Source organism: Aneurinibacillus tyrosinisolvens, assembly GCF_001015055.1.
Taxonomy (GTDB): domain Bacteria; phylum Bacillota; class Bacilli; order Aneurinibacillales; family Aneurinibacillaceae; genus Aneurinibacillus_A; species Aneurinibacillus_A tyrosinisolvens.
In genome coordinates, this window is the sequence record NZ_BBWZ01000008.1 from 37,293 (window position 1) to 61,547 (window position 24,255).

General features: G+C 43.3%; 33 protein-coding genes. 25 read left to right on the forward strand and 8 right to left on the reverse strand.

What is annotated here, in order from left to right; all coding sequences use genetic code 11:
- Positions 1 to 65: 65 nt before the first annotated feature.
- The 3 genes from MBEAL2_RS29135 to MBEAL2_RS31725 all read right to left on the reverse strand — a co-directional run bounded on the left by MBEAL2_RS29135 (position 66) and on the right by MBEAL2_RS31725 (position 1,495).
- Positions 66 to 482: a DUF3231 family protein gene (locus MBEAL2_RS29135; protein WP_082129864.1), complete on the reverse strand. Its 417-nt coding sequence runs from the start codon at positions 480 to 482 to the stop codon at positions 66 to 68.
- Complete coding sequence (locus MBEAL2_RS29140; protein WP_052947623.1) at positions 479 to 1,084, reverse strand: DUF3231 family protein; 606 nt, start codon at positions 1,082 to 1,084, stop codon at positions 479 to 481. Before MBEAL2_RS29140 ends, MBEAL2_RS29135 begins: the two co-directional genes overlap by 4 nt.
- 246 nt (positions 1,085 to 1,330) lie before the next feature.
- Complete coding sequence (locus MBEAL2_RS31725) at positions 1,331 to 1,495, reverse strand: hypothetical protein (RefSeq protein ID WP_161798196.1); 165 nt, start codon at positions 1,493 to 1,495, stop codon at positions 1,331 to 1,333.
- A 205-nt stretch (positions 1,496 to 1,700) separates the two neighbouring features.
- Between MBEAL2_RS31725 and MBEAL2_RS09595 the strand changes: the two genes are divergently transcribed.
- The 7 genes from MBEAL2_RS09595 (at position 1,701) to MBEAL2_RS09620 (ending at position 11,752) form a co-directional block, all read left to right on the forward strand.
- Positions 1,701 to 2,309 (forward strand): trimeric intracellular cation channel family protein, encoded by a 609-nt coding sequence (locus MBEAL2_RS09595; protein ID WP_047152089.1) that lies wholly within the window; start codon positions 1,701 to 1,703, stop codon positions 2,307 to 2,309.
- 143 nt (positions 2,310 to 2,452) lie between these two features.
- Entirely contained in the window at positions 2,453 to 2,848 is a 396-nt protein-coding gene (locus tag MBEAL2_RS32800; RefSeq protein WP_052947624.1) for an aminotransferase class V-fold PLP-dependent enzyme, read from the forward strand.
- Positions 2,757 to 3,365 (forward strand): aminotransferase class V-fold PLP-dependent enzyme, encoded by a 609-nt coding sequence (locus tag MBEAL2_RS30110; protein ID WP_236692747.1) that lies wholly within the window; start codon positions 2,757 to 2,759, stop codon positions 3,363 to 3,365. Before MBEAL2_RS32800 ends, MBEAL2_RS30110 begins: the two co-directional genes overlap by 92 nt.
- A gap of 421 nt (positions 3,366 to 3,786) precedes the next feature.
- Positions 3,787 to 5,067 carry a YsnF/AvaK domain-containing protein gene (locus MBEAL2_RS29155; protein WP_052947626.1) on the forward strand — a complete coding sequence of 427 codons (1,281 nt, stop codon included), beginning with the start codon at positions 3,787 to 3,789 and terminating at the stop codon, positions 5,065 to 5,067.
- A gap of 611 nt (positions 5,068 to 5,678) precedes the next feature.
- A complete protein-coding gene (locus MBEAL2_RS09610; protein ID WP_047152090.1) occupies positions 5,679 to 8,957 on the forward strand; it encodes a DEAD/DEAH box helicase in 3,279 nt (1,092 codons plus the stop codon).
- A gap of 636 nt (positions 8,958 to 9,593) precedes the next feature.
- Positions 9,594 to 10,823 carry a benzoate/H(+) symporter BenE family transporter gene (locus tag MBEAL2_RS09615; protein ID WP_047152091.1) on the forward strand — a complete coding sequence of 410 codons (1,230 nt, stop codon included), beginning with the start codon at positions 9,594 to 9,596 and terminating at the stop codon, positions 10,821 to 10,823.
- A gap of 224 nt (positions 10,824 to 11,047) precedes the next feature.
- Positions 11,048 to 11,752: a 3'-5' exonuclease gene (locus tag MBEAL2_RS09620; RefSeq protein ID WP_047152092.1), complete on the forward strand. Its 705-nt coding sequence runs from the start codon at positions 11,048 to 11,050 to the stop codon at positions 11,750 to 11,752.
- Positions 11,753 to 11,847: 95 nt separating this feature from the next.
- On the opposite strand, the gene MBEAL2_RS09625 is transcribed toward MBEAL2_RS09620, so the two are convergent.
- On the reverse strand, positions 11,848 to 12,312 hold the full coding sequence (locus tag MBEAL2_RS09625; protein WP_047152213.1) for a hypothetical protein: 465 nt from the start codon (positions 12,310 to 12,312) through the stop codon (positions 11,848 to 11,850).
- Between the two features lie 143 nt (positions 12,313 to 12,455).
- Positions 12,456 to 12,800, reverse strand: a complete 345-nt coding sequence (locus MBEAL2_RS09630) for a winged helix-turn-helix transcriptional regulator (protein ID WP_047152093.1) — start codon at positions 12,798 to 12,800, stop codon at positions 12,456 to 12,458.
- A gap of 121 nt (positions 12,801 to 12,921) precedes the next feature.
- On the opposite strand from MBEAL2_RS09630, the gene MBEAL2_RS09635 reads away from it, so the two are divergent.
- Positions 12,922 to 13,866, forward strand: a complete 945-nt coding sequence (locus MBEAL2_RS09635) for an NAD-dependent epimerase/dehydratase family protein (RefSeq protein ID WP_236692748.1) — start codon at positions 12,922 to 12,924, stop codon at positions 13,864 to 13,866.
- Between the two features lie 165 nt (positions 13,867 to 14,031).
- Positions 14,032 to 14,343: a hypothetical protein gene (locus tag MBEAL2_RS09640; protein ID WP_047152094.1), complete on the forward strand. Its 312-nt coding sequence runs from the start codon at positions 14,032 to 14,034 to the stop codon at positions 14,341 to 14,343.
- A gap of 32 nt (positions 14,344 to 14,375) precedes the next feature.
- Here the strand turns inward: MBEAL2_RS09640 and MBEAL2_RS09645 are convergent, their stop codons facing one another.
- Positions 14,376 to 14,561, reverse strand: coding sequence for a DUF6954 family protein (locus tag MBEAL2_RS09645; RefSeq protein ID WP_047152095.1), 186 nt, complete (start codon positions 14,559 to 14,561; stop codon positions 14,376 to 14,378).
- A 204-nt stretch (positions 14,562 to 14,765) separates the two neighbouring features.
- Here MBEAL2_RS09645 and MBEAL2_RS09650 point away from each other — a divergent pair, with 204 nt between their 5' ends.
- A complete protein-coding gene (locus tag MBEAL2_RS09650) occupies positions 14,766 to 15,317 on the forward strand; it encodes a DJ-1/PfpI family protein (RefSeq protein ID WP_047152096.1) in 552 nt (183 codons plus the stop codon).
- A gap of 150 nt (positions 15,318 to 15,467) precedes the next feature.
- On the opposite strand, the gene MBEAL2_RS31730 is transcribed toward MBEAL2_RS09650, so the two are convergent.
- Positions 15,468 to 15,623, reverse strand: coding sequence for a hypothetical protein (locus MBEAL2_RS31730; RefSeq protein WP_161798197.1), 156 nt, complete (start codon positions 15,621 to 15,623; stop codon positions 15,468 to 15,470).
- A 194-nt stretch (positions 15,624 to 15,817) separates the two neighbouring features.
- On the opposite strand from MBEAL2_RS31730, the gene MBEAL2_RS09655 reads away from it, so the two are divergent.
- The 3 genes from MBEAL2_RS09655 to MBEAL2_RS09665 all read left to right on the forward strand — a co-directional run bounded on the left by MBEAL2_RS09655 (position 15,818) and on the right by MBEAL2_RS09665 (position 17,857).
- Entirely contained in the window at positions 15,818 to 16,444 is a 627-nt protein-coding gene (locus MBEAL2_RS09655; protein ID WP_047152097.1) for a LysE family translocator, read from the forward strand.
- Between the two features lie 37 nt (positions 16,445 to 16,481).
- Entirely contained in the window at positions 16,482 to 17,147 is a 666-nt protein-coding gene (locus MBEAL2_RS09660) for an HAD family hydrolase (protein WP_047152215.1), read from the forward strand.
- A gap of 302 nt (positions 17,148 to 17,449) precedes the next feature.
- On the forward strand, positions 17,450 to 17,857 hold the full coding sequence (locus MBEAL2_RS09665) for a GNAT family N-acetyltransferase (RefSeq protein WP_047152098.1): 408 nt from the start codon (positions 17,450 to 17,452) through the stop codon (positions 17,855 to 17,857).
- A gap of 54 nt (positions 17,858 to 17,911) precedes the next feature.
- Here MBEAL2_RS09665 and MBEAL2_RS09670 read toward each other — a convergent pair whose 3' ends face one another.
- Entirely contained in the window at positions 17,912 to 18,208 is a 297-nt protein-coding gene (locus tag MBEAL2_RS09670; RefSeq protein ID WP_047152099.1) for a spore morphogenesis/germination protein YwcE, read from the reverse strand.
- Positions 18,209 to 18,514: 306 nt separating this feature from the next.
- Between MBEAL2_RS09670 and MBEAL2_RS09675 the strand changes: the two genes are divergently transcribed.
- The 12 genes from MBEAL2_RS09675 to MBEAL2_RS09715 all read left to right on the forward strand — a co-directional run bounded on the left by MBEAL2_RS09675 (position 18,515) and on the right by MBEAL2_RS09715 (position 24,195).
- A complete protein-coding gene (locus MBEAL2_RS09675) occupies positions 18,515 to 18,808 on the forward strand; it encodes a WXG100 family type VII secretion target (protein ID WP_047152100.1) in 294 nt (97 codons plus the stop codon).
- Positions 18,809 to 18,822: 14 nt separating this feature from the next.
- Entirely contained in the window at positions 18,823 to 19,383 is a 561-nt protein-coding gene (locus MBEAL2_RS09680) for a YfjB-related protein (protein WP_047152101.1), read from the forward strand.
- A gap of 77 nt (positions 19,384 to 19,460) precedes the next feature.
- Complete coding sequence (locus MBEAL2_RS09685; protein ID WP_047152102.1) at positions 19,461 to 20,264, forward strand: YfjC family protein; 804 nt, start codon at positions 19,461 to 19,463, stop codon at positions 20,262 to 20,264.
- A gap of 135 nt (positions 20,265 to 20,399) precedes the next feature.
- On the forward strand, positions 20,400 to 20,540 hold the full coding sequence (locus tag MBEAL2_RS32235) for a hypothetical protein (RefSeq protein ID WP_173427702.1): 141 nt from the start codon (positions 20,400 to 20,402) through the stop codon (positions 20,538 to 20,540).
- Positions 20,541 to 20,712: 172 nt separating this feature from the next.
- The gene (locus tag MBEAL2_RS09690) at positions 20,713 to 20,907 is read left to right on the forward strand and encodes a hypothetical protein (protein WP_047152103.1); all 195 of its coding nucleotides are present in this window, start codon (positions 20,713 to 20,715) and stop codon (positions 20,905 to 20,907) included.
- A 163-nt stretch (positions 20,908 to 21,070) separates the two neighbouring features.
- Complete coding sequence (locus MBEAL2_RS09695; protein WP_047152104.1) at positions 21,071 to 21,379, forward strand: hypothetical protein; 309 nt, start codon at positions 21,071 to 21,073, stop codon at positions 21,377 to 21,379.
- A 77-nt stretch (positions 21,380 to 21,456) separates the two neighbouring features.
- Positions 21,457 to 21,654 (forward strand): hypothetical protein, encoded by a 198-nt coding sequence (locus MBEAL2_RS31045; protein ID WP_152667743.1) that lies wholly within the window; start codon positions 21,457 to 21,459, stop codon positions 21,652 to 21,654.
- Positions 21,655 to 21,725: 71 nt separating this feature from the next.
- Complete coding sequence (locus MBEAL2_RS09700) at positions 21,726 to 22,226, forward strand: LytS/YhcK type 5TM receptor domain-containing protein (protein WP_047152105.1); 501 nt, start codon at positions 21,726 to 21,728, stop codon at positions 22,224 to 22,226.
- Between the two features lie 37 nt (positions 22,227 to 22,263).
- Positions 22,264 to 23,001 carry an ATP-binding protein gene (locus MBEAL2_RS09705; protein ID WP_152667744.1) on the forward strand — a complete coding sequence of 246 codons (738 nt, stop codon included), beginning with the start codon at positions 22,264 to 22,266 and terminating at the stop codon, positions 22,999 to 23,001.
- 41 nt (positions 23,002 to 23,042) lie between these two features.
- Positions 23,043 to 23,699 (forward strand): MOSC domain-containing protein, encoded by a 657-nt coding sequence (locus tag MBEAL2_RS09710; protein WP_047152217.1) that lies wholly within the window; start codon positions 23,043 to 23,045, stop codon positions 23,697 to 23,699.
- Positions 23,700 to 23,798: 99 nt separating this feature from the next.
- On the forward strand, positions 23,799 to 24,092 hold the full coding sequence (locus MBEAL2_RS30115) for a MerR family transcriptional regulator (RefSeq protein WP_082129868.1): 294 nt from the start codon (positions 23,799 to 23,801) through the stop codon (positions 24,090 to 24,092).
- A complete protein-coding gene (locus MBEAL2_RS09715) occupies positions 24,007 to 24,195 on the forward strand; it encodes a carboxymuconolactone decarboxylase family protein (RefSeq protein ID WP_052947629.1) in 189 nt (62 codons plus the stop codon). The genes MBEAL2_RS30115 and MBEAL2_RS09715 overlap by 86 nt, the downstream gene beginning before the upstream one ends.
- Positions 24,196 to 24,255: the final 60 nt, after the last annotated feature.

Here is a 24,255-nt window from a genome sequence, read left to right on the forward strand (position 1 = left end):
TTGACAGTGAAAGGATCATAATATCGGATGCACTCCGGGTCTTTGCTATTTTTCTTTACTGTTAATTAAACTCGTGCCAACTCTTTACGGTCATCTGCTTGCGGGGGTTGCTCCATCCAGCCATTATGAATCATAATGTTAGCTCCATCTTCTGCATACACTTGGGTTTCTGTAATAACACGCTGGTATTGTAAAGCTAAATCTTTTCTCATCGATACTGACATTCCAGCACCGTAAAAGCCTACCGCTGTATTAATCAACATCAGTGCATGATACATCATCAATTTGTCTGAAAAGGGCGGAACCGTGGAATTGGTTACTTCTGATTCCCAATGTTTAGGTGCGGGCAGGTTGTTGTTATGTAAGATTGAACTAAAAGCCTCGATGTGTTTAAGACCAATGTCAGTTCCCCTTACCATAAACACCCGAACTTCCTTCGACTTAGCTGCTTGACTAAAGCCAAGTAGTAATGCTCGACTCATGATGGTTTTTTTAAATTGAAGAAGATATCGCTAATTTCTATCGAGTTTAAAGGTCTCTTTCCTTCAAACCAACCGTTTAAAAAGGATTGCCGCTCAACAAAGTCAACTTTTTCTGGTGTTGCAATATAGGGGGGTCTTGAGTAAAGTCCCTTAGACAACAGAATATTTATGGTTTTTTGGTACAATTCCATGGAAGATTGATTACATTGGACGTAATAATCACGAATATCTGAACGGGTTGAGCTAGCCAATGCAAGTGCATACCCGGTTAAGCCATGAATGGTCATTTCAAGTAAATATTCTAACCAAAACGTGTCTGCAAACAAACGGGGTGCTTGTAGATTCAGATCTTCATCTGTGAATCCGTAAGGAATAGGATAGCTTTCTTCCTTGAAAATCCCGGTAATGGTTTGCACATGAACTTTCGCTAAGTCCAGGGCGTATTCAAAAACGGCTCGGATTTCACCATCCTCAACCTTTTCCAATATGTATTTAATTACACAAATCGCCATACTGTCGTTCATGTAATTTGTCCACAGATTTGCTATTTCTGGTCCGGTTAATCGGATGCTATGCTCCATTTCCTGTTCCATATGTTCCATGTTAATTTTTATACCTCCGTATTCGTTTACATAGTTATTACATAAATCGCCAGATAAAAACCATGTGTTTTCGTACCTTAATTTCTCCGCTAAAATGTTTGTTTATACTGTCATTTTTTCTCGTCTTATAACTTGAGCATGGACATTCTAAAATTTTTGGAGGGAGTTAGGGGTTAATGTGTTAACGTTTAAAGTCTGAGGGGTTGTCTATTTCTGCCTGCCTTTTTAAGGTGGGCTTTTTTCATGCTAACGTTCTATGGTAGCAACGGTATGCTTCCCGCACACAGGCATTGTAGATGCGGCGGGCGACTCAAACCGCTTCGCCAATGCATCGACCTGAAACGGCTGCAGGCGGAGCGGGAGTGTCAGGACAAAGGAAGGTGAGGTTCTTTTTTTCGTCTGTGCGCCCATGGAAGACCTCCTTTCGCAGAATAGCAATACGAACATATATTTCTATTATATATCACCTGTTTTTATTACGTATAAAGTGGTTTGTGGAAATCCACAAATGAACAACGTTTTTTTCGTTCAATTCGATATAGGATGAAAAGCGCTTACAACTTTATACTTCGATTTAGCATTATTGATAATGACTTCTGGGTAAGAGGCGATTAGCATGACATGGGATCTGTTAAATATTATCGCAATTATTGCATTTGCTTTTAGCGGTGCAATTGTTGCGTTACAGGAGAAGTACGACATCTTTGGCGTTTATGTTTTAGGGCTGGCTGCATCCTTTGGCGGCGGCTATATCCGAAGTGTGCTAATGGGTACACCGGTTAAACCGATATGGGAGCAGGGAATCTTACTTTATACCGGTTTATTAGCCATTACCATCATCTACATGCTTCCTAAGAAATGGATCCATTCCTGGAACCGTTGGAATGACTTTTTTGACGCGGTAGGATTGTCCGCTTTTACAATACAGGGAGCTGTTTTCGCCATGAGTTTGCACCTGCCTCTTGGCGCCGTTGTCCTCTCATCCATCGTGACCGGAATCGGCGGCGGAATGCTCCGTGATGTGTTGGCCAGACGAAAGCCAATGATTCTGCAGCAGGAAGTGTATGCAGTATGGGCGATTCTCGTTGGCTTCGTTATTGGTTTAGGGTGGGTAGACAAGGATAGCCTGGTTGAAATGTACAGCCTCTTTGTTATTGTCACGGTATTGCGTATGCTTTCTATTGTATATAAGTGGCATTTACGATTACGCGAACTGCCAAATTAGATACATGATTTACCGGGAACGGGAATTCGTTGATTCAACGAGGCCTGTTCTTTTTTATTTATATTTTTATGGGGAATTTTGTTAGAATAGTGGGGTAAGCATTAATATTCTGCAAAATATTAAACATACAAGGAGAAATAAATATGAGCAAAGCCATTCAAGCTTTTCCCATTTCTGAAGTCCGCCAGCAGTTTCCTGCATTAAATCGCCTGTATAATGGCAAACCGGCTGTTTATTTAGACGGTCCCGGCGGTTCGCAAGTCGTTAAATCCTCCATGGATGCCATGTATGCCTATATGGCAAATGGCGGCGCTAATCTTCATGGTTCTTTTCCTTCCAGTCAGGAAACAGAAGTGGTGATAGCCGAATCGAAGCAGGCTGTTGCAGACCTGTTCGGAGTAAAAGTAGAAGAAGTTGCTTTTGGAGCAAACATGACGACCCTTACGTTTGCCATCGCCCGCGCGGCTGGGGGCAGATATCCTCCTTTGTTCCGCCTACAAATTTTTCGGCCCGCATATCGGCATTGCCGTCATTCGTGAAGGGCTGTTCGAACAGTTGGAACCTTATAAGCTTGCTCCTGCCCCAGCTTATATCCCGGATAAGCTGGAGACAGGTACCCAAAACCATGAAGGCATTGCCGGCATCAAGCCGGCGATTGAGTTTATTGCCTCTCTTGGTACAGGAAGCACACGGAATGAACAGATTCGTTCCGGGCTTGAATTCATTGAGGTGTATGAGAATGAATTAGCTTTAAAACTGCGAAGGGGCTTATCAGATATAGACGGCGTCACGTTATATCAAGCAGGGGAAGATGTGCTCAAAACGCCTACTGTTGCCTTCCGTGTTACTGGATTTGAACCGAGAGAAATCTGCCGGAGAATGGCTGAAGAGCACGGTGTTTTCATTGCTGATGGGGATTTCTACGCCACGACACTTGCAGATAAGCTTGGCATTAATCAAAGCGGCGGCTGGATTCGCGCCGGTTTTGCCCCTTACAATACAGAGGAAGAAGTGGAACGCTTGATAGAAGGTATTATCCAAATTGTGAATGAATAATTGTAGGGGGGAAACAACAATGGCATATTACGCAGCTATATTAAAAATGCTGGACCCGATTAAGAATAAAGAATTTCGTATTACTCATTAAAAACTGCGTTTTTACAGGGATAATCAAGGATGTAGTACATAATTGTAAGTGAAAATTGGTGAGGTGCTACATTTTTTAGCTCGTAGCAAGGTACAAAACCCGGAAAACAGCCGATCTGGCTACTTTTTTTATTTTTTAATTCGGGAAATCGCCAGGAAACACCCTGTTTTACCGGAAAAAAATGATGTACCTAGCCTAAACAATTTACAAAAATTTCATCTTTCATCGGGTTGAAGCCTCACACACCTGGGTAATTATAGAAAGGAAATAAATGGTTTTTATTTCCGCTAGTTCATGTGTAGAGTTCATTCATTTTGGGAGGGACAAGAAATGGGAAAACAACTGGTCGGAACGTATCATTCAGAGTTGGAAACGATTGATGCCATTGATGGTTTAAAGTACCAAGGATACCAGCCAACAGACATCACGGTAATCGCACAGAATCAAAATGCGGTCCCTAAGGTAGCCGCTCGTACGGGCGCACGGGTAGAATCCGGCATGCCGGTCAATACCTTAACCGGTGCGATGATGGATAGTTTTTTCACCCTCATGACAGGCGGAATGATGAGCAGCCATAGTGGGCTCGCAGCAAAACTCTATGAAATGGGCATCCCAGAATTTATGGCAAAGCGTTGTGAATCTGAATTGAATAAAGGGAAAATCTTGGTGATGGTGGATACGAACCTGGTTTCTTCAAGCCTCACCTACAGTACGGGTACAGACAGGCCCAATGAGGCTGATGTACAAAGGCAGATTCGCCTTCATGAGGAACAGCTTGCGGTAACCAAGGAGCGCGTACAAGTCGGTGAGGTGCAGCTGCGGAAAGAAATTGTGGAAGAACAAAGGACCATCCTTGTTCCACTCATGCGTGAAGAGATTTATGTGGAGCGTCGTCCTGTCGTTGATGGTACCGGTACCTTCGATGCCACCCTCATGGCTGAGAACGAAATGATCCGTGTCCCTATTATAGAAGAACGGATTCAGGTTACAAAAAGACCCATCGTTGTTGAGGAAGTCATTATCGGAAAACGAAAAATCCAGGAGACCCAGCAGGTACAGGACACCATTCGGAAAGAAGAAGCTCATATTGAACGTTTGGCTGTGCCTTCTGTTTCAGAAACGATAAACACCACGAACATCCTTACGGTAACAGACAATAAAGAGGAAGGAATCTCTATTGGTACAGTCCCTGTTATTCAGGAAAATCAGGACATCCCTAACCTCCTAACAGTACCAGAGAGTAAAGAGGACAAGGCCTTACTTGTTCCTTCAAGCCCTTCAATTTCCCAAGAGGATCGAGAGATTTTAGACGTAGCAAATGAAATCATCAACGAAACGAAGGAAACGGTACAGGAGACAAAGGAAGCCGTTTCGGATGAGCAATCGACCCCTTCTGCCGTTCAGGGGAAGAAAAATGCTTCGATTTCAGCTGACAATAAGAAGGGGGCAGCAGCTGTTGAGCGCTCGAAGGCAACCGTTCCATCAAATAAAATCATGGCCATTTCGCCAACTAACAAGGAAGAAGAAAGCGACAACAAGCACGCGAACGCTCCGGTTGTTAGGGAAAATAAAAACACCACAAATCAGGAGAACAAGAAAGAGAAAGACTAATTCTTCCCCTTTTGGCATGCTTTTTTAAATAAAATCGAAAGAGTTTAAGATATTCATGTCCGATAACGTTAGTGAAAATAAATCAATAAAATTCTCAAAACGATTAATGATAACACCAGATAAACAACGTAAAAAAGTGGGAAGCATTCGTTTCCCACTTTTTTTGATATTTAGTGTGTTTTTAGGCTAATTTACTTCTGTTGTTTTTATTTATAAAGGTAAGTCTTTACCAATACGTGGAAGATCTGCTTTTTTGCATTTATAAATTTAGGTGTTCAAAAAAGTACACTTTTACGAACAATCGCATCTCTCACATATTCTACTGATTTTTACGTTCGTAAAAATATGAAATTAATTTGTGAACAATAATTGGCTGCTTTTTGATGTCTGATAATCTCGGCTGCAGAAAAGGTATCCCTTTTGCTGTCTAGTTCTTTACATTTCCGTTCCTTATGATAAGATGCACATAAAACTCTACATACTTAAATCTAGGTTTGCCCTTTAAGGAGTGTCCGAATGATAGAGCAAGATGTGTACCTTTCAATCAAATAAGGAGAAACTGACACAAAACAAAATAGAATACCTATTTCCTATAAGGAAGGATTAAAGCAATGAGCTTTCAGTTGACCCAACAGATTATTAAATCGTTGTGCGGCCAAATCTCTTATGAAAGAGGAGAAGCCTATTACCAAGCTGGAAAAGTAACTTTGACAAATTACATCCCGGAAACCACTATCTACGAAGCCACGGTCAAAGGAAAGAGCAGTTTCCAGGTTACCGTTAAAATCAATCGAAACGGGGATGTGGATGCGGAATGCACCTGTCCCACGCTTGATTCTTACGATAATTATTGTCAACATATTGCGGCGGTCTTGTTGAATATCATGGATATTCGACAAGAGGGATTCTCCGGGGGAACCGGGTATGTCGAACCCCGATTTGCCGTTTCTACAGCTAGAACCTCTGGGACTTCGGAGGGGGATCTTCAACTGACCAACAGCATGCTGGGACTGTTTGGTGACAAGCCGCTTCGTCCAAGGAATACCCGTGCACTCTTCGATACAAGGGCACTCCTTGATGTGTTGTTCACCTGCAGACCCTTCCCTTATGGTTATCGGAAGTACATGTTTGGCATTGAAATTAAGGTCGGGCCCAAACGACTGTACACTGTACAGAAAATAAGAGAATTTCTCGACCGAATCGACCCGAGAGAAGCCTGTACATTCTCCAAGTATTTCACTTACAACCCGGAGCTCCACAGCTTTCAAAAAGAAAATGATGCCGTCATTCGGCAGTTAATCCATATTTATCACAACGAAAAGATATACAGTGAAACTTCGAGCCTTTCTTCCGTTCATGCTAACAGTATGAGCGGTGATCGTATGCTTCTGGTTCCTCCTTTCTCATGGGAAACCCTTCTTCCCTTGCTTGCCAAGGCTCCGTCAGTGCAGCTTGAGCACGGTGACAGCACATACAATGGGATCCATTTATCCGATGAACCGATTCCGCTCCACTTTGAGTTTGACCAAGCAAAGTCCGAAGGCTATCAATTGGATATCCAGGGTTTGGAAAGGATTACCGTTATGGAATCGTATGGTGTCGTCCTTTCCGAAGGAAAACTGCTGAAGCTGCCGACCGAGCAATGCAGACATCTCTCGGAGCTGAAGCAAATGCTCGAAACTTCCCGCAAGCACCAAATTCAGATTCCGCCGGAGCAAATGGAACCATTTATGGAAAAGGTTGTACCTGGTCTGATGAAGCTGGGCAGCATCCACATCGCTCAAGCCGTTTCCAATCGCATTATGCAAACGCCGCTAAAAGCCAAGCTGTATTTGGACCGGGTGAAGCATCGACTGCTTGCCGGACTGGAGTTTCGTTATGGTGATATTGTCATCAATCCCTTAGAAGGACACGATCAGAAGCGCAGCATCGATCGCATCCTTATGCGGGACGGGGAGCGGGAGCGACGAATCCTGGAGCTTATGGAGCAAAGTTTGTTCTCCAAGACGGAAGGCGGATATTTCATGCATGACGAAGAAGCAGAATACGATTTTCTGTACCACGTCGTTCCACAATTAGAGAAGCTGGTGGAGGTATATGCCACCTCCGCCGTGAAAATAAGGCTTCATACCGGACATACCACCCCGAAGGTAACGGTGGACATAGCCGAAAGACCCGATTGGCTGGAATTCCAGTTCGATATGGATGGGATTCCTGAAGCGGACATCCGCAAACTGTTGGAATCCCTTGAAGAGAAGCGCAAATACTACCGGCTGCCGAACGGAGCTTTATTACCACTGGAAAGCGCGGAGTTTCAGGAAATCATCCGCTTCATGAACGGAATGGGCATTCGCAAAGGAGATGTGAAGGGAACAAAAATCCTTTTTCCGGTGGTCCAAGGACTCCATTTGGTGGATTCCGAGAGACAAGGAAACGCCGTCAAGCTGGGTAAATCGTTCCGCAGGCTCTTGGAAAATATGCGGAATCCGGACAATCTGGATTTCCCCGTACCCGACAGTCTGGAACCCATACTTCGGGATTACCAGAAGTATGGGTTCCAATGGCTGAAGACGCTTGCCCACTACCGTTTCGGTGGCATCCTAGCAGACGATATGGGGCTTGGGAAGACCCTGCAAAGCATTGCTTTTATCGTTTCGGTGCTGCCCGAAATCAGAAATCAGAAGCTGCCGGCGCTGATCGTCTCTCCCGCTTCTCTGGTGTACAACTGGCAAAATGAGCTGAAGAAATTCGCACCCGAGATTCGGGCTGTCATCGCCGACGGCAGCAGAGCGGAGCGGAGCAATGTTCTGAAGGATGTATCCCAGGCGGACGTCATTATTACCTCTTATCCACTTTTGCGTAGGGATATCGAATTGTATGGTGGGCAATCATTCCATACTCTGATCTTGGACGAGGCACAGGTCTTCAAGAACCATGCCACTCAGACCGCGAAGGCGGTGAAAGGGATTCAGGCCCAATATCGTTTTGCCCTTACCGGAACTCCCGTGGAGAACAGGTTAGAGGAACTTTGGGCTATCTTCGACGTGGTGTTCCCGGAGTTGTTCCCAGGTAGAAAGGCATTCAACGACTTATCGCGGGAAACCGTGGCCAAACGGATCCGTCCGTTTCTGCTGCGTCGATTAAAGACCGACGTGCTGAAGGAACTGCCGGAGAAAATCGAGTCACTACAACCCTCCGAGCTGTTGCCGGATCAGAAGAAGCTGTACGTGGCCTATTTAGCAGAGCTGCAGCAAGAAACAGTGAAACATCTGAACAAAGGGTTTCAGAAAAACCGGATTAAAATCCTGGCTGGCTTGACCCGACTTCGACAGTTGTGCTGCCACCCTGCCCTGTTCGTGGAAGGATATGCCGGAAGCTCGGCCAAATTCGAGCAATTGATGGAGATTATAGCGGAATGCCGAAGCGCGGGGAAACGGGTATTGGTATTCTCACAATTTACCAAGATGCTGGGCCTAATCGGGCGGGAACTGGGCTATGAAGGCGTGCCGTATTTCTACCTGGAGGGCAAAACCCCTACTTCCGAGCGCGTAGAGCTGTGCAGCAGGTTTAATGAAGGCGAACGGGACTTGTTCCTCATCTCATTAAAGGCTGGCGGCACCGGGCTGAACCTGACCGGAGCGGACACTGTTATCCTCTACGACTTATGGTGGAACCCCGCCGTGGAGCAGCAGGCAGCTGATCGTGCACATCGCATTGGGCAAAAGAACGTAGTGCAAGTAATCCGCCTTCTCACCCAGGGCACCGTGGAAGACAAGATGTACGAGCTCCAGCAGAAAAAGAAGAACTTAATCGAGGAAGTAATCCAGCCGGGCCAGCAGGAATTGTCCGCCCTGACCGAGCAAGATATCCGGGAAATTCTGATGATATGATGAAACGAATCAAGAGGAAATCCTAAAAATACAAACCGCGATGAAAGAAGCCAAAGATCGAAGAGCTATAGTAGGCAATATTTTATCTTTCAGGGTTTAAAAACTGTGAAAAAAGGAAAGGATAGAGTTATTGGTTAATGCCTTACTAATGGATTTCAAAAAAATGTAGTAAACATATTTATCAACACTACTAAAAATGTTTACCTACTACTGATAAGATTTTGAAGTGCCATTTTAACACAAAGTATGCCAAGATTTACAACTTAACGATAAGGGATGAAACCCTCTCTGCTATTGCAGCAGTGTAGAACGTGACTTTCTTTCGGATTTTCCTAGAAGGATTTGAATCATTGCGTTGATAAACGCCTTCTGACTGTATGAGTAGTCATTTAAAAAGCAAATCAGCTATCTATGTAAAATTTATATAGAAAATCCGATCTATTCTCCCTATAACAAGGTCCGCTATTTTTAGCGGGCTTTTGTTATTGGATAAGAAAGCATATATTGCCTGAAGCTTAGTTCTTCGTTAATTTATAACCAAAACGCATAGAAACTATTCGAAACATGCATTTTAATTATGGTGTAAGCTGCTATACACTTTTTAGTGTAGAAAAAGAAAGGACGGAGGGATTTAGATTGTGGAAACAAAATGTAGTTGAACTTCCCCGGCACCTGTCCGTTGGAAATATATCGAATGGGCTGGTTTCCTGGATTTTTGGCGCAACGGGCCCGTTGTTAATTGTTTTACAGGCCGCTTCCAAAGGAAATTTAAGTGCAAGCACCATTTCCTCATGGATTTTTGCCATTTATGGGGTAGGTGGGCTGCTAACGCTGATTTTATCGTTTTATTACCGCCAGCCTATCGGTTATGCCTTTTCCATTCCGGGAGCGATTTTAGTTGGAACATCGTTGTCACACCATGCTTATAATCAAGTCATTGGTGCCTATGTGGTCGTAGGAATTATTACACTTATCCTTGGGTTATCAGGTGCGATATATAAGTTGATGAAAATTTTGCCGATGCCGGTTATGATGGGAATGGTATCGGGCGTTCTTCTTCCTTTTGGAACCGATGTTTTTCATTCTGTTCAAGAAAATCCTCTGCTTAACGGGATTCCGTTGTTCGTTTTTTTCCTGTTTTCCTATTTTCGAGGACTCGCTCAAAAATTCCCGCCTATCCTTGGGGCCATTCTTTCTGCGATTATTATGCTGTATATTGTGCCCGGTGTTCATTCGGGCGAGGCCAGTTTTTCTGTAGCTAAACCCCACATCTACATGCCATCCTTTGACATGGCCACGATGGGAGAGCTTGTTCTTCCGCTTGTCCTTACCATTATTGCGATTCAAAATGCACAGGGGATTGCTGTTTTGCAAAGCGCAGGCTATAAGTCACCTGTCAATTCTATGACTTCGTGGAGCGGGATCGGTTCGATTGTGAACAGTTTTTTCGGCGCACATTCGGCCTGTATTGCCGGTCCGATGACGGCCATTCTTGCCACTGACGAATCTCAGAAGAAGGAACGGCGTTATGCAGCAGCCGTTGTACTTGGGCTGTTGTCCTGTTTGCTGGCGATATTTGCTCCCTTCGCTGCTTCGATTCCCCATCTTGTTCCGGCCTCGCTAATTAAACTGCTTGGCGGATTAGCGATGATTGGTGTTTTGATTGATTCATTACACAAGAGCTTTTCCTCGGATTGCAAAATGGGTGCATTGTTCTCTTTTATGATTACGGTGTCGGGGTTTTCTATTTTCCATATTGGAGCTCCTTTTTGGGGATTAATTGGGGGGACTCTTGTGTTTTTGCTTTTGGAAAGGAAGAACCAGAAGCAAACAGAACAGGCGGCAGATGGAGAGCAGGTTGCGTAGGAGCAGCCTGGGCTTGCCATTTATTTTATGTCCATCATTACAATTGCTTATCGCTAGTTTGACTAGCGATTTTTTTGTTTTAGAAAATTTGTATGGAATAGTAGAAAAATCCGGTGAGAAAGGAGACAATAGAAATAGCCCTCGTTAGGGAGGAAATGGATAAAATTAGAACATCGAGGCATGTTATAACATATGCCAATTTGAGTAAGGTGGTTGCAATTATAATGAACTACATTGTTCTGGATACCGAAATAAACGGACGTGTATGGAAGAGCGAGAATCCAATGGAAGTCATATCAATCGGTGCAGTAAAGATAAGGGAAGAAGACTTAAACGGCGGCGATTTAAAGAATGACTCCTTTTATGAATACGTTAAACCGATTTATAAATATACAGATTACGCCCGGAAATTTACCGGAATACCGAAACAAACCATTGCACAGGCGCAATCCTTTGCTTCCGTTATAGAGAAGTTTAAGCAGTGGGTTGGGCATGAAGAACACGTATTTATCGGGTGGAGCGATTCAGACAAGCTTGTTTTAGTACGCGACAGTAAAATAAACAAAATCGAGGAGGACTGGGTTGATAACTACATTGACTTACAGGCCTACATAAAAAGGTGGATACCTGAGGCAAATAATATGCAGGTGTCTTTACGGAACGCCATTGAATTATTTAACCTGGAATGGACGGGTGAAGAACACGATGCGCTGGATGATGCCGCCAATACGGCTAAAATATTTAAGCACCTATGTAAGGGGATTACGGGAAATATCGTTCAGGAGTTCATGAGAGGCACTACGTGTAAACTGTTTAGAAAGTGCGAGCAATGCGGGAAGCTTTATCGGCCAAAATCAACCCGGATAAAGAAAGCAAAGAAATGCAATAAATGTTACCGGGCGGCGATGAAGGCTAAACAAGGAAGCTAAAGCCTTGTAAACCGGGGCTTTTTTTGATGCTTATCTTCCTTTCTGAAACAAAAAGGCCGGTGAGCATTTCACCTGCCTTTATCTGTATTTATGCTTTATATCGTATATTCTTTGTATGTGCAGTAGAAAAGCTGACGCTTGATCCTCCCTTTCTCGCCGATAAGCCGGTACCAGCATTCTTCATTATAAAGAGAGTTTGAAATTGCCTTCCCCACAATATACGACAGATCAGCATCCTCTTGTTCCTTGTCTTTTTTTATTGCGCAGGAGAGAGCCAGAACGAGGTATGGTTTATCTTCTGTAAGCTCAAGAAGCTGGAGATGATAAAACCCGTGCTCTTTTTCGTTGAATCCCCTTAAGATTCTTCCAAGGCTTTCCTTTATTGCGACTTCGTGTTTTGTTGCTTCTTTCCAACAGGATATAAGAGGGTCATAAAGTGAGAGCGTCACGATAAAATGCCGCTCATAGTCTTGAGGACGATACTCTTTTTTACAAGCGTCTTCTTTCTCCTGGGGTAAGACAACAAATTTCTTGTAGTTGTCAAAAAAATTTCCGCTCATAAAATCCCCTTTCCCTTCAGCATTTATACAAAGATGAATAATGGCATCGTTCTCATTTTTCATAAAATCATTATCGCATACTTTTGCATGCGCAAAAACAGGTTTATTTTACAAATGAAATAAATGCGTTGACAAAGGCAGAGTCATTTTTTATCCGCAATGCCCAGCACGTCCCATGCATTCCCCCAGGCTTTCATTGCATCAAAAACAGGGCCAAGCGTCTGCCCCTTTTCTGTGAGCGAATATTCCACATGGGGTGGAATTTCTGAGTAAATCACCCGCAGGATAATTCCTTCCTCCTCTAATTCTTTTAAGCGCAGTGAAAGAGTGCGCGGGCTAATTCCTTTTAATGATCGCTGCAGCTCACCGAACCGCCTCGGGCCATGGAACAGGTCTCTGAGAACAAGAAACGTCCACTTGCCGCCAATCACACTCATCGTTTTCTCAATAGGGCATTCAGGATGGTTGTGTTCAGAGTATCCAAGCATGTTATTCCTCCAATACTATTCAAAAAGATAGTTACTATACAAAATATCCGTACTTTTCAGTAAAAAGCACTTCATTTATTATAGTGCCTACAGGATTCTATAGTAAATAGAGAGGATGGAAATGATGAAAGCCATTGTTTTTGGAGGTACCGGATTTATAGGAGGGCACGTTGTTGAACAACTGAATTTGGCAGGTCATCAGGTGACGGCAACTGTTCGTCATACGAGCAATACAACGTTTTTGGAAAGCCTGGGGGTTCGTGTCGTCAAACTCGACTTCTCGGATAGAGCGGCAATTGGAAACGTGATAGAAGGGCACGAAGTTGTCTATAACTGTACAGCCGATGCAAAGCTGCATACCCACATTAACCTGAATGCTCCGGTGGAAATAGAATTAACAAAAACACTCATTGAAACGGCAGCCTTACACGGTGCCTTCCGGTTTATCCAGCTCAGCACCATTGTCATCTACGATTTCCGAAGCGGTGAACCGATTGAGGAATCGTATGATTCACAACCGGAGTATTTAATACAGCGGTTGGGGCTTGAAAGGGAAAAAGCCGCCGAGGAAGCAGGGCGAAAAGCAGGAATAGAGACGATACTGTTACGTCCGGCAAGCACGATTGGGGTGAGGGATGTTTCGTCCTTTTTTGCAAGGCTGTTCATGGCACATGCCAGTGACCAATATCCGATGGTTGGCAGTGGTGCTACGAAGGTGTCTCTTGTTGATACGCGCGATGTTGGCCGGGCGATGGCCTGGCTGGGAACATATAACAGGCCTCAGCATGACAATGGTATTTATCTGCTTAAAGGATTTGATACAACGTGGAAGGAACTAAAGACAGAAATCGACCGCGCAGCCGGAAGGGTTGCAAAAATAGTACATATACCGGAAGCCCTAACGGACGAGCAAATGATGCAATATAAACTAACCCCATTTGCCATAAAAACGTTTACGGTCAATCGAATTTGGGATGATAATAAAATACGAAAGCTGGGATTTAAGACAAACTATTCAATCGCAGATGCAGTGGAAGCAGCGGTTAAAGACATAAGCAGCCTTTAGGAGAAACGTATTGGGGGCTAAAATGAATACAAAAACAAATATATAGTTTATACCTATAAAGTCTATATGAATCATATATTAGACCTATATAAAATTAATCGATAAGATTAATATAATCATGTGAATTACGTTCACAACCAATAAAATACTTGCAGGTGATGATAAATGAATGAACAGTTACATGAACGATTCGAAGAGTTGCTGCAGCAGTGGAAGCGAAACCAGCAGGCTAACATTTTAGAAGGGGCTGAAGATGAGGCGACCCTTCTAGAGCATCGTTTTTATAAATTTATCGAAGAATTTACCCAGTGGTTTAAAACAATTAAGAAGCCTGACAGTCTGGAGGACGCGTTGGAATTGCCCGAGATTCAGGAGATAGCCCGGCGATTGCCAACCCCGCTTTATCTCCCGTTTGAAAATGAATTGGATCTTTTGATTGATGGAATTGAACAAGAAAACGATGAAAAATATGATTAATTCTTTCCATGAATTAGCTGGCGAGCACTGGATTAATTTTTTCGTTTAAGAAGCAGTTGTAAAATAAGAGTAAGTATTCCGTAGATCGCAGCTGTCGCTAGCAAAGTAACAATTCTTTCTTCAAGTGAACCGTCGGCTAAAATAATAGGGCCGAGTCCAAAAAACGTGACAAGGATATACAGGGGAATAAAGAGTAGAAGCAGTATCCATTTTCCCACAGGGCACCTCCTGCTGGGTAGTTTCTGTGTTTCATTATATGCTTCGAAAGTTTTTTGCGATTCCCTTTTAAATCCAACTAATTTTCACATGCTTTTCTACTTGTAGAGAAGGAATAGGGACATCAGTATAGAATCAGTAGTAGGCACCATGAGAATGAACTTTACCTTTCGTACCGTTAAAATTCTTGAATGGGGGTTATGTTTATGAGCAAGAAGGTACTGATTGTGACAGGAGATGCGGTCGAGGCACTTGAAATTTTCTATCCATATTATCGCTGTTTAGAAGAGGGATTTGATGTAACGATCGCTTCCCCTTCCGTAAAAAAGCTGCAGACAGTAACCCACGACTTTGTAGAGGGAATGGAAACGTATGTAGAAAAACCGGCATATGGTATTGATTCTCACGTGGCTTTCGCTGATGTTAACCCTGAAGAGTATGATGGCTTAATTATTCCGGGAGGACGGGCGCCTGAATACATTCGCTTAAACGAAGCCCTGCCAGGGATTGTCCGCCACTTCTTTGAGGAGAACAAGCCGGTTGGTGCGATCTGCCATGCGGCACAGGTGCTTTCTGTTATTCCGGATGTGATGAAGGACCGGGAATACACTGCATACATCGCCTGCAAACCGGATGTAACGGCATGCGGAGCGACCTATATTGATGAAACGCTGCATACGCATGGAAATCTTGTATCAGGCCACGCATGGCCGGATTTGCCAGGGTTTATGCGGGAATTTATTAACTTGATGAAATAGCTATAGGTGTTATCACCGGTTTAAAAATTTAGAGCCAGCAAAAAAGCCTCCAGCCGAAAAAATCCGGCAGAGGCTTTTTTTTGGGGGCAATTGGCTTTGTATGCGTGGCCTGACACAAGACTACTTGCCGCTTTCGAAGTCACTGACAAGTTATTTTTCTTCTTCTGAAAAAACTTCTACACATCCGTAGCCGAGATTTTCCAATCGTACTCTTTCATTTTCAGCTTTTATTGCCGAAGTGAATACATCGCTTTCACTCCGTTCCCCGGTTTCTTTGTCCGTATATCGTACAACAAACATAGCCATCACCTTTCCTCTTATTTACATAGAAAGCAGCACGCTTACCTTAGTGAACATTGTTTCCGCTTCTTGTTTGTTTCATCCTCAAGAAGATTGCCCGGGAATCGTATAATGTTTATGCATACCAAAGTATTTGTTATACACCCCGGATTCCATGATATGATAAGGGTAATATTCATTCTTTTGGAGGCTGAGATGCAATGGGAAGTTTTTATGTTTTTATCCTTATGTCAATCCTGCTCATTATCTTACCTGGTCCTGATACTGGGTTAGCCACACAAAACACCATTACTTATGGAAAAAAAGGCGGAGTGCAAACGGTTTTTGGCATCACTTCAGGTCTTATCATCCACACTTTAGCTGCGGTGTTTGGCCTTTCTGCTCTTATCGTAAAATCTGCTTTTTTATTCTCCACCTTTAAATATATTGGTGCAATCTATCTCATTTATTTGGGTGTCGTCTCTTTATGGTCTTTAAAGAAGAAAAGCGGCGTTTCTTCAGATGACAGCATAAAAACTAAATATCAAAGTAAATCTGCCTTCCGCCAGGGATTTATTACGAATCTCCTTAACCCTAAAGTGGCAGTTTTCTTCCTTACTTTTCTCCCGCAATTTCTCAATCCGGGAAGCAAACCTTTCCTGCAGTTTCTTATGATGGGTATAACTTACACCGCTTTGACGATTATATGGCTCTTACTGTATGTTTATTTAATCGATTCCATTAATGCATGGATAAAAAAAGCGTCTACCCAGCGTGCCATTCAAGGAATTTCAGGGCTTGTATTAGTGAGTTTCGGAATAAGACTTGCGCTTGAAAAAAGACCATAGTTTAGAGATATCACAATTTATAAGGAGATGAACAATGATAAAAGCCATTGTGTTTGATTTTGATGGGTTAATTATTGATACGGAAACGGTCTGGTATGAAGCCTTTAGAGAAGTAGCAAAAGAATATAATATAGACCTTCCTTTAGAAGAATTCGCAAAATGTATTGGCACTCATGATGATGTCCTTTATGAATACTTCGAGCAAAAAGTAGGCATAGAAATAAATAGAGCCGAAATCCGAAAAAGAGCAGGGGAAATACATAGGCAAAAAATGAAACAAATACAGGCCAGGGAGGGGGTTGAACAGTATATAACAGCAGCGAAAGAGCTGGGGTTAAAAGTAGGGCTGGCTACCAGTTCTACCAGGGAATGGGTGGAACGGTTTTTAAACGAACTTAAACTATATGAGCAATTTGAAGTCATTAAAACCCGGGATGACGTTGAAAACGTAAAGCCGGACCCTGAGCTGTATACAAAGGCGGTAGAGGCTTTAGGCGTTCAGCCGCAGGAAGCGATTGCTTTCGAAGATTCCGCTAACGGAGCAAAAGCAGCCATTGCCGCAGGCCTGCAATGTGTCATTGTTCCGAACGAGGTGACAAGCTCACTCATCTTCGAGAAATACCATTTGCGGATGAGTTCGATGGGGGATATGAGTTTGAAAGATGTGATTTTGAACATTGAACAGGGGTACTGCCCGCAATAGATACTAAGTTTTCCCAGGTTTGGCCATTCTGATTTATGTGCTATTCAAGCTTCTATAGCAAACATTGTGGAGCCGTGCAGACGGCTCCATTCTATTTTTTTATCCGCTATTCCAAGTGAACAGTGGAAGGTTCAGCTTTTTTTCTTTTCTCATTAAAGTAAACTGTGTGAATGGTTTGCAAAGTGCCTAAGCGGTTTCGTATAGTATAACATTTCTTTTAAAACGTGTTCACCTTATTGGGGAACGGTTTAACTGTATGGTAACCTAATAGGTAAGGAATAAAGAAACAGGGGGGAAATGGGATGGAGTGGATGAAAGACGGTTACTTGATAAGCGATGATAAGAAGTTACTTGATATAGAGGCTATCGTCACCTTACTTTCGAAAAGCTACTGGGCTTCAGACAGGCCACAGGAGGTAATTGAAAGAAGTATAGACAACTCCATTAGCTTTGGCGTGTACTATAATCAGGAACAGGTTGCCTTTGCCCGGGCCGTTACAGACAAAGTTGTATTTACCTGGGTTATGGACGTGATTGTACGGGAGGACTTCCGTTCGCAGGGGATAGGAAAGAAACTCATAGAGTGCCTACTGGAACATCCGGATATAAAAGAGACAAAAGTTTCCCTTGCCACGAAGGACGCGCATACACTCTATGAGAAGTTTGGTTTTGAGAGGCAGGAATGTATGAGAAGAGGTCCTTCTTTTTAACTCGCCATAAATAAAAAACGGCAGAGTATGTTTACTCTGCCGTTCAAATTTAGTCTAGTGTTTCAAACACGTTTTCTCTGCTCTCCAGCCGTTTACTTTCGATTCGTTTGCCCAGCTGCACGAGTGATTTGATGAGCGCGAGTCTCCGAACACTAAATTGCCGATAAACAGAACCAACCAGAAGGACAAATATTCGGGCTGGTCATTCACTGGCATAATAACATTAACAAAGTATATCCACATACCAACAATAAAAGGCAATTGGATTAGGCCAACTACCCGCATGTTCCAGCGCCAGAATAAAAACGGTGAGATGCTTGCAAAAATCATAAATATGACTAAAACATCCATCAGCGTTCCCTCCTTTTCTGTCCTTTTCCATAGGCAGTGAGAGCAACACACTTACCGGTGTAAGCGTTTACTGAAATTATAACAAATTATTTGAATGTTTTGAAGTATTAAAAAGGTAAAAATGAAAAAAATTCTTTAAAAATTCACTTGACGAAACTATTAAGGATAAAAGACCTGGCAAAATAAGCCCTTTTATCCTGTTTCGTTTTTATTTTTTCCCCTATCATAACAGTATAATAGTTACTGGGAGACGAGAAAGAAGAAAGTAGACTAGATGAAAAACAAAATAACAGGATGTGATAAGAAGTGGATACGAGCCGGGTCATCGCACTTTCAAATCTTTATCGTGAAGCAGCTGATAAGGTGCTGGAAAGCCAGAACAGAATAAAGGGTACGGTTGACTGGAATGGAGCCGATTGGAAAGGGGAGCGAAGAGAGCAATTTAACCGTGAATACGAGGAGACGGTGGAAGCATTTCACCGCTATGCCCGGGACCTCATGGCAACAAGTGAGGAACTGCAAAAGGTTGCCGTTAAGATGGAGGAAATGAAAAAAGAATTGGCAAAGCAGGCGAACCCAAAAGCCGAAATTCGAGTATAGAAGGAGCGGAAGCGATGGCAAAGGAAATCTCTATTGACTTAAATAAGGTCCGCAGCATGGCTGATGATTTTGTACGGGAAATCACTCAGCTAGAAAGCTTGACTCGGCACTTAAATAAACAAATGAGAGATTTATTATATTATATCGAGGATCCGCAGTACATAGGATGCATGGCCGGTGTGCTGGCAAGTGATAGTACGAGGGAAGCGGGAAACCGTCTCGTTCACCGCCTTTCTGAAAACGAAATCTATATTCGGAAGACCGCCCGTCGTATCGAACAGGAAGACAGTATCCTCGGGAATTTGCTCAAGTTTAATAATAAAATATCCGGTCTGGCGCAAGCTGGGGGACACGCAGCGTTCAATTTGATTGATCACTCCCAATTTTGCCATGTGGCCAGAGGACTTCAGAGTCCGAAATACTTTCTTCAATATAAAGACAAGCCTTTAAAAGAACTTGTCTACAAGCATGGAACGAGATTTTTGCCGGGGGATATACTGGGTTTTACGATGAAAGAGGGGATGAGCGCAGTGAAAAGCCATGTCGGTAATTTGTTGAAACAGGGGAAACGGTAGAAAAAGGCTCCGCAGAAGTATAGGGGACAGCAGGGCCTTTTCTGGAAAACATTCCTTTGGATAGGGGGGATTGATTGATGGCAATTACGCTAAGTATTGAAGAGCTTGTTTACTGTTTTTATAGTGAGGGGTTGTTCGAGCAGGGAGCCGCAGCGAAGCAAGCGTATTTTGAAGGCCTGTCGGATGAACAGATGGATTTGTTGTTTCAAGCAGCCTGTCGTTCTTTATTATCTAAAGACTACCTTATATATGAACAGCACCGCTTCTCGTTAAAGAAGGAAATCGCTGATATTATATGTGCGTTGAATTTCTCGCCTCTTTCTTTAAAAGTATCCAGGTTTATAAAGGAAGAGGATACAATATCTGTTCATTTCTCCGGAGAGAGGATATACTGTCATTCTCTTATTTATGAAGGTCAGGTTCACGTTTTTGAGGCGATTACAGGGGAGGAAGTCCCGGGAATTGTCGGTCGTTATTTAGGGATAGCGGACCGCCCTGTCAAGAAAGAACCGATCCTATCGATAAGCCAGCCTGAGTTTGAATCCATGCTTTCCATGCTGGATGAGGATTCGGCTCAAGTACCGGTTTACCTTCAATCAATGGGAGAAGATGCCCCGAGTATTGAGAGGTTCGCCGGTGATATGGTGAGCAACAGCGGCTATATGGACAGCATTTTATTTTTGCAGTTCAACGAAAAAAGAGAGCCGGTGCTCTCGGATATACTATTTACCATAAAGGGAGAGTCCGATTCCTGGGCAATTTCCAGGGCGAAGGATAATAAATATATGGTTAATGCGTGTAATTGTATGAGCCTTAGGACTGCTATCGAGAAGATTATCACTGCTATTGACCCGGCGCTCTGCCAATCGCAGCGCCTCTAGAGAATACATACATAGCGAGGAACCGCTTTACGGATGAAACTTCTGAAAAAAAAACGGACGGCAGAGTACAGGTCGAGACTTTGTGAGTCCGTCTCTCCATTTCTGGGTAAGGGTAGTATAAGAGGTGATAACAACATGGAGATGTTAAGACAAATATTATTGTTTTTTGACGGACTTCAGGCAGGGCTTTTGCTTATTGTCCCCCTTATTATCTATTGGATGGTAAGAAGGGTAAGGCGGAAAAACAAAGAGAAAACCGGCTATCTGGAAGAGTAGAAAGACGATTAAAAACGAGTGAATGAGACCCTTTCTTTTCGATTGGTCAGGGATCTGGTTACTATTATCCCCTTTTCTTTCCTATTGAACTATTATTTTGTATTTAATACAATCTTTATTAGTGTTTGGCAGATTGTTCAATCACATAGTAATTGAAAAAGGGGATCAATACGTGAAAACAAAGAGATGGAACCGTATCAAAATGAGCCTGTTCGGCGCCAGCTATGAAACGATCGTGAAAAAAGGAGATATAGAAAAAAAGGTAAAAACGGATTTGAACGGAGACATGTATTTTACGAAAGATCCGAGCACTTCCGAATGGAAAATCTACCTTACCAGCTTCGACCGCCCTGCGACGAACGAATAAAGTAAAGAAGCGGAAGTCTTCTGCCTGAAAGGGTAGAAGGCTTTCTGACTATTGGCATCGGATAGATTTGCTAAACATTACCATTTATATATGCTGGATTTGTTGTAAAATAGAAAGCGGATTTAATCTGACACCAACCAGACGCAGCAAAAGGAGAGAACACATGAACGCTTTTTACAACCTTAAAGTTAAAGAGGATGAAAACAATAATATAACGGAAGTCGTTTCAGAGTTTTTTAAGTATAATGGAAACGGCAAGATGAAAAAGGAAAGAAAAATAAGGCTTGTTATTGGGAATGAATACATAATTCAACCGGATGATCCGGCAAAGGAAAAACACCGGGATCGAAAATGCATAATTAGACAGTTTGCCACAGACGAATCTGGAACCCCGCAGCAAGTGCAAATTAAGTTTCTGGATAATAATCGAGTTGGAAAGGCGGACATACATGATTTGAAAGTAGCGAAATAAGCGCGGGCTTCCCGTGCTTATTTTTTTTCTTTCAAAAATTTTATGCACCGATTACAATTGAATAGGTATGTCCAGATATGGATAGATCACCAGTGGACCGTAGACATGGTTCCAAAAGCCGGTTCTTCCTATGTAAAAGAATTGGTAACAAAAAAGTGAAACTGGAGGGCCTTGCCAAACCGGTGAAAGTCGAACAGGTGACACTGGTGAGGTACGGCAAAGGGTTTCACATGACCGCGCCGATTCATCCCCTCCCTACCCCCGTTGGGGCTTGAGGAAGGGGTCTTCTCGGCAGTAATGATAAAATGTTGTGGGGATTTCCCTCAATGGATAGGTGTGAGAAGAGATGCTTGGGATTAAAGATCTCTTGTTGAATTTTTTATTCGTTATTCTTCCTATTTTTCTCTATCAGGTTTTTTGGGTTGATAAGCAGCAGGGGAACTCCAGGCGAATCCGCAGCCTTCTTATTTGCGTTCTGTCGTGTATTTCGGTATTTCTGTGCATGACGTTTCCGTTTACCCTTCTTCCCGGCTACATATTTGATATGCGTCCTGTTCCTGTGCTTATAGGGACACTGTATGGGGGATACGAATCCTGTATAGCCATATTTGCTGTTCTCATCGGTTACCGGTATTATCTCGGGGGCTCCGGTTTTTATACGACATTAGAAACGTATGCACTGGCCGCATTGGTTTCCGTACTGCTTGCCCGCCGCTTCGATTCATACAGCCGTATAAAAAAAATAAACTATGCGCTGCTGCTTGCCTTTCTAACTTCTTTTATTATCGTCCTGGTTATCTATTTTAAAGAGCCTGCTTTTGCGGCGGCCCAACAGCAATTTTTTTGATTTTGCTTTCAACTACTGCTTTATTAATGTGGGCGGTATGTGGTTTGCGGTCTACCTGATTGAGAACATGAAGAAAAACATGGAGCTGCAGCGGGAAATAAACCGGACGGAAAAATTGCATGTAATGGGGGAGCTGGCTGCAGCGGTTGCCCATGAGATTCGAAATCCTATGACAGTTGTGCGGGGATTTATGCAGCTTCTTCATCAGGAGCAAATTGAAGAACACAAGAAACGAATGTATACGGAACTTATGATCGGAGAGCTTGACCGGGCAGAGGAAATTATTAACGATTACCTGACCTTTGCCAAGCCGGAGGCGAAGCATAGGGAAGAAATCGACGCGGGTGTGGAAGTTCAGAATGCAGTGAATGTCATGAGCTCGTATGCTTTATTGAGAAATGTAGAGACGATAACAGGAATTGATCATGGTTTGTTTGTTTATCTTGAACCTTCGAAATTTCGCCAGTGCCTCGTTAATCTTATTAAAAACGGAATTGAGGCAATGCCGGATGGAGGCGGGCTTCAAGTTTATGCTTACCGCAGAGGCGACAGTATTGTGGTTGATATTATAGACGAGGGAATCGGGATGAGCCCGGAGGAAGTAAGCCGGCTGGGGAGTCCGTTCTATTCCACAAAGGAAAAAGGAACGGGGCTCGGCCTCATGGTTTGTTACCGGATCATTGAATTGTTTAATGGGAAAATCCACGTACGGAGTGAACAGGGGAAAGGAACGGCTTTTTCGATCCTGCTGCCTGCCTCTCTTGAGAAGAAATAGTTATGGTTATTCTGATGGAAACTATAAAAGGAGGGGAAATAATGCCGCATCAGGAAATTCAGTTGATTGCTTTAAGCACAGGTAAACCAAAAACGCTGTCTTACAAAGGAAAGAATTACGAGTCAGCGATATGTAAGGATCAGGTAAATGAAGTGTTCTTGTCGGTGGAAAGGTTCGAGGGGGATGACGTTGCAAGCCTGGAGTTCCACGGCGGGCCGGAGCGGACAGTTTGCGCCTATCCTTATGAGCATTATGCGATGTGGGAGAAGGAATTTAACATAAGCCTTCCGGCAGCGGCCTTTGGCGAGAATATTACTGTGACGAATATGCTGGAGAGCCAGGTGTGCATCGGTGACGTTTTCCGGTTGGGCGAAGCGGTTATCCAGGTTTCGCAAGGCAGAATCCCGTGTAAAAAAATATCGCAAAGAAACGGTGTCGACACCTTCCTGCCCCGGGTAGTGGAAACAGGGTACACGGGTTATTTCTTCCGGGTTCTTGAAGAAGGAATGGTGCGCAGCGACGCTAAAATCACCCTGCTTCAGAAACATCCGCTTGAGGTCAGTGTGTTGTTTGCCAATCGAATTTTCTTCCATGAGAAAAATAATACGGAAGCGATCCAGCGGATTCTTCAGGTGGATGAACTGGCGGGGGCCTGGCGTGGCCGGTTAACGAAATACATAGAGTCAACAAATGTATAAGAGATTTAACGGAAAACCCACTGGCATGTGAACGGTGGGTTTTTTATATGTAAAGAAAACAGTTGCCTTAGAGTGCGCTCGAAGGTTTATACTGCGATTATGAGCCAGGAATTGAATATACAGAAAGTTGCACATGTTACAGGCCTTAGCGTTCACACACTGCGTTATTATGAAAAAATTGGCCTGCTCGATCTGGTCGTTCGAACTTCGAGCGGTTATCGGCACTATACGGAGGCAGATTTAAGCTGGATTGAATTTTTAAAACGCCTTCGTGAGACGGGGATGCCGATAGCGACCATGCAAAAATTTGCTGAACTGCGGAGGAAGGGAACCACAGCTTCGCGTCCATATTGGCGCGGCTCTCAATGTCGGAATCACGGCAAAAGAAATTGAAGAAATCATTATACAAACGGTTCCTTATGCCGGTTTCCCAACAGCGATTAACGCCATGAACATTTTAAAAGAAGGCATGAAGGAAACAATCCCTGCCGCGTAGAATACATAAGGGAAGCAGATAAGCTCGTCTGCTTCTTTTTTTTTAAACAAAAGCATCTTA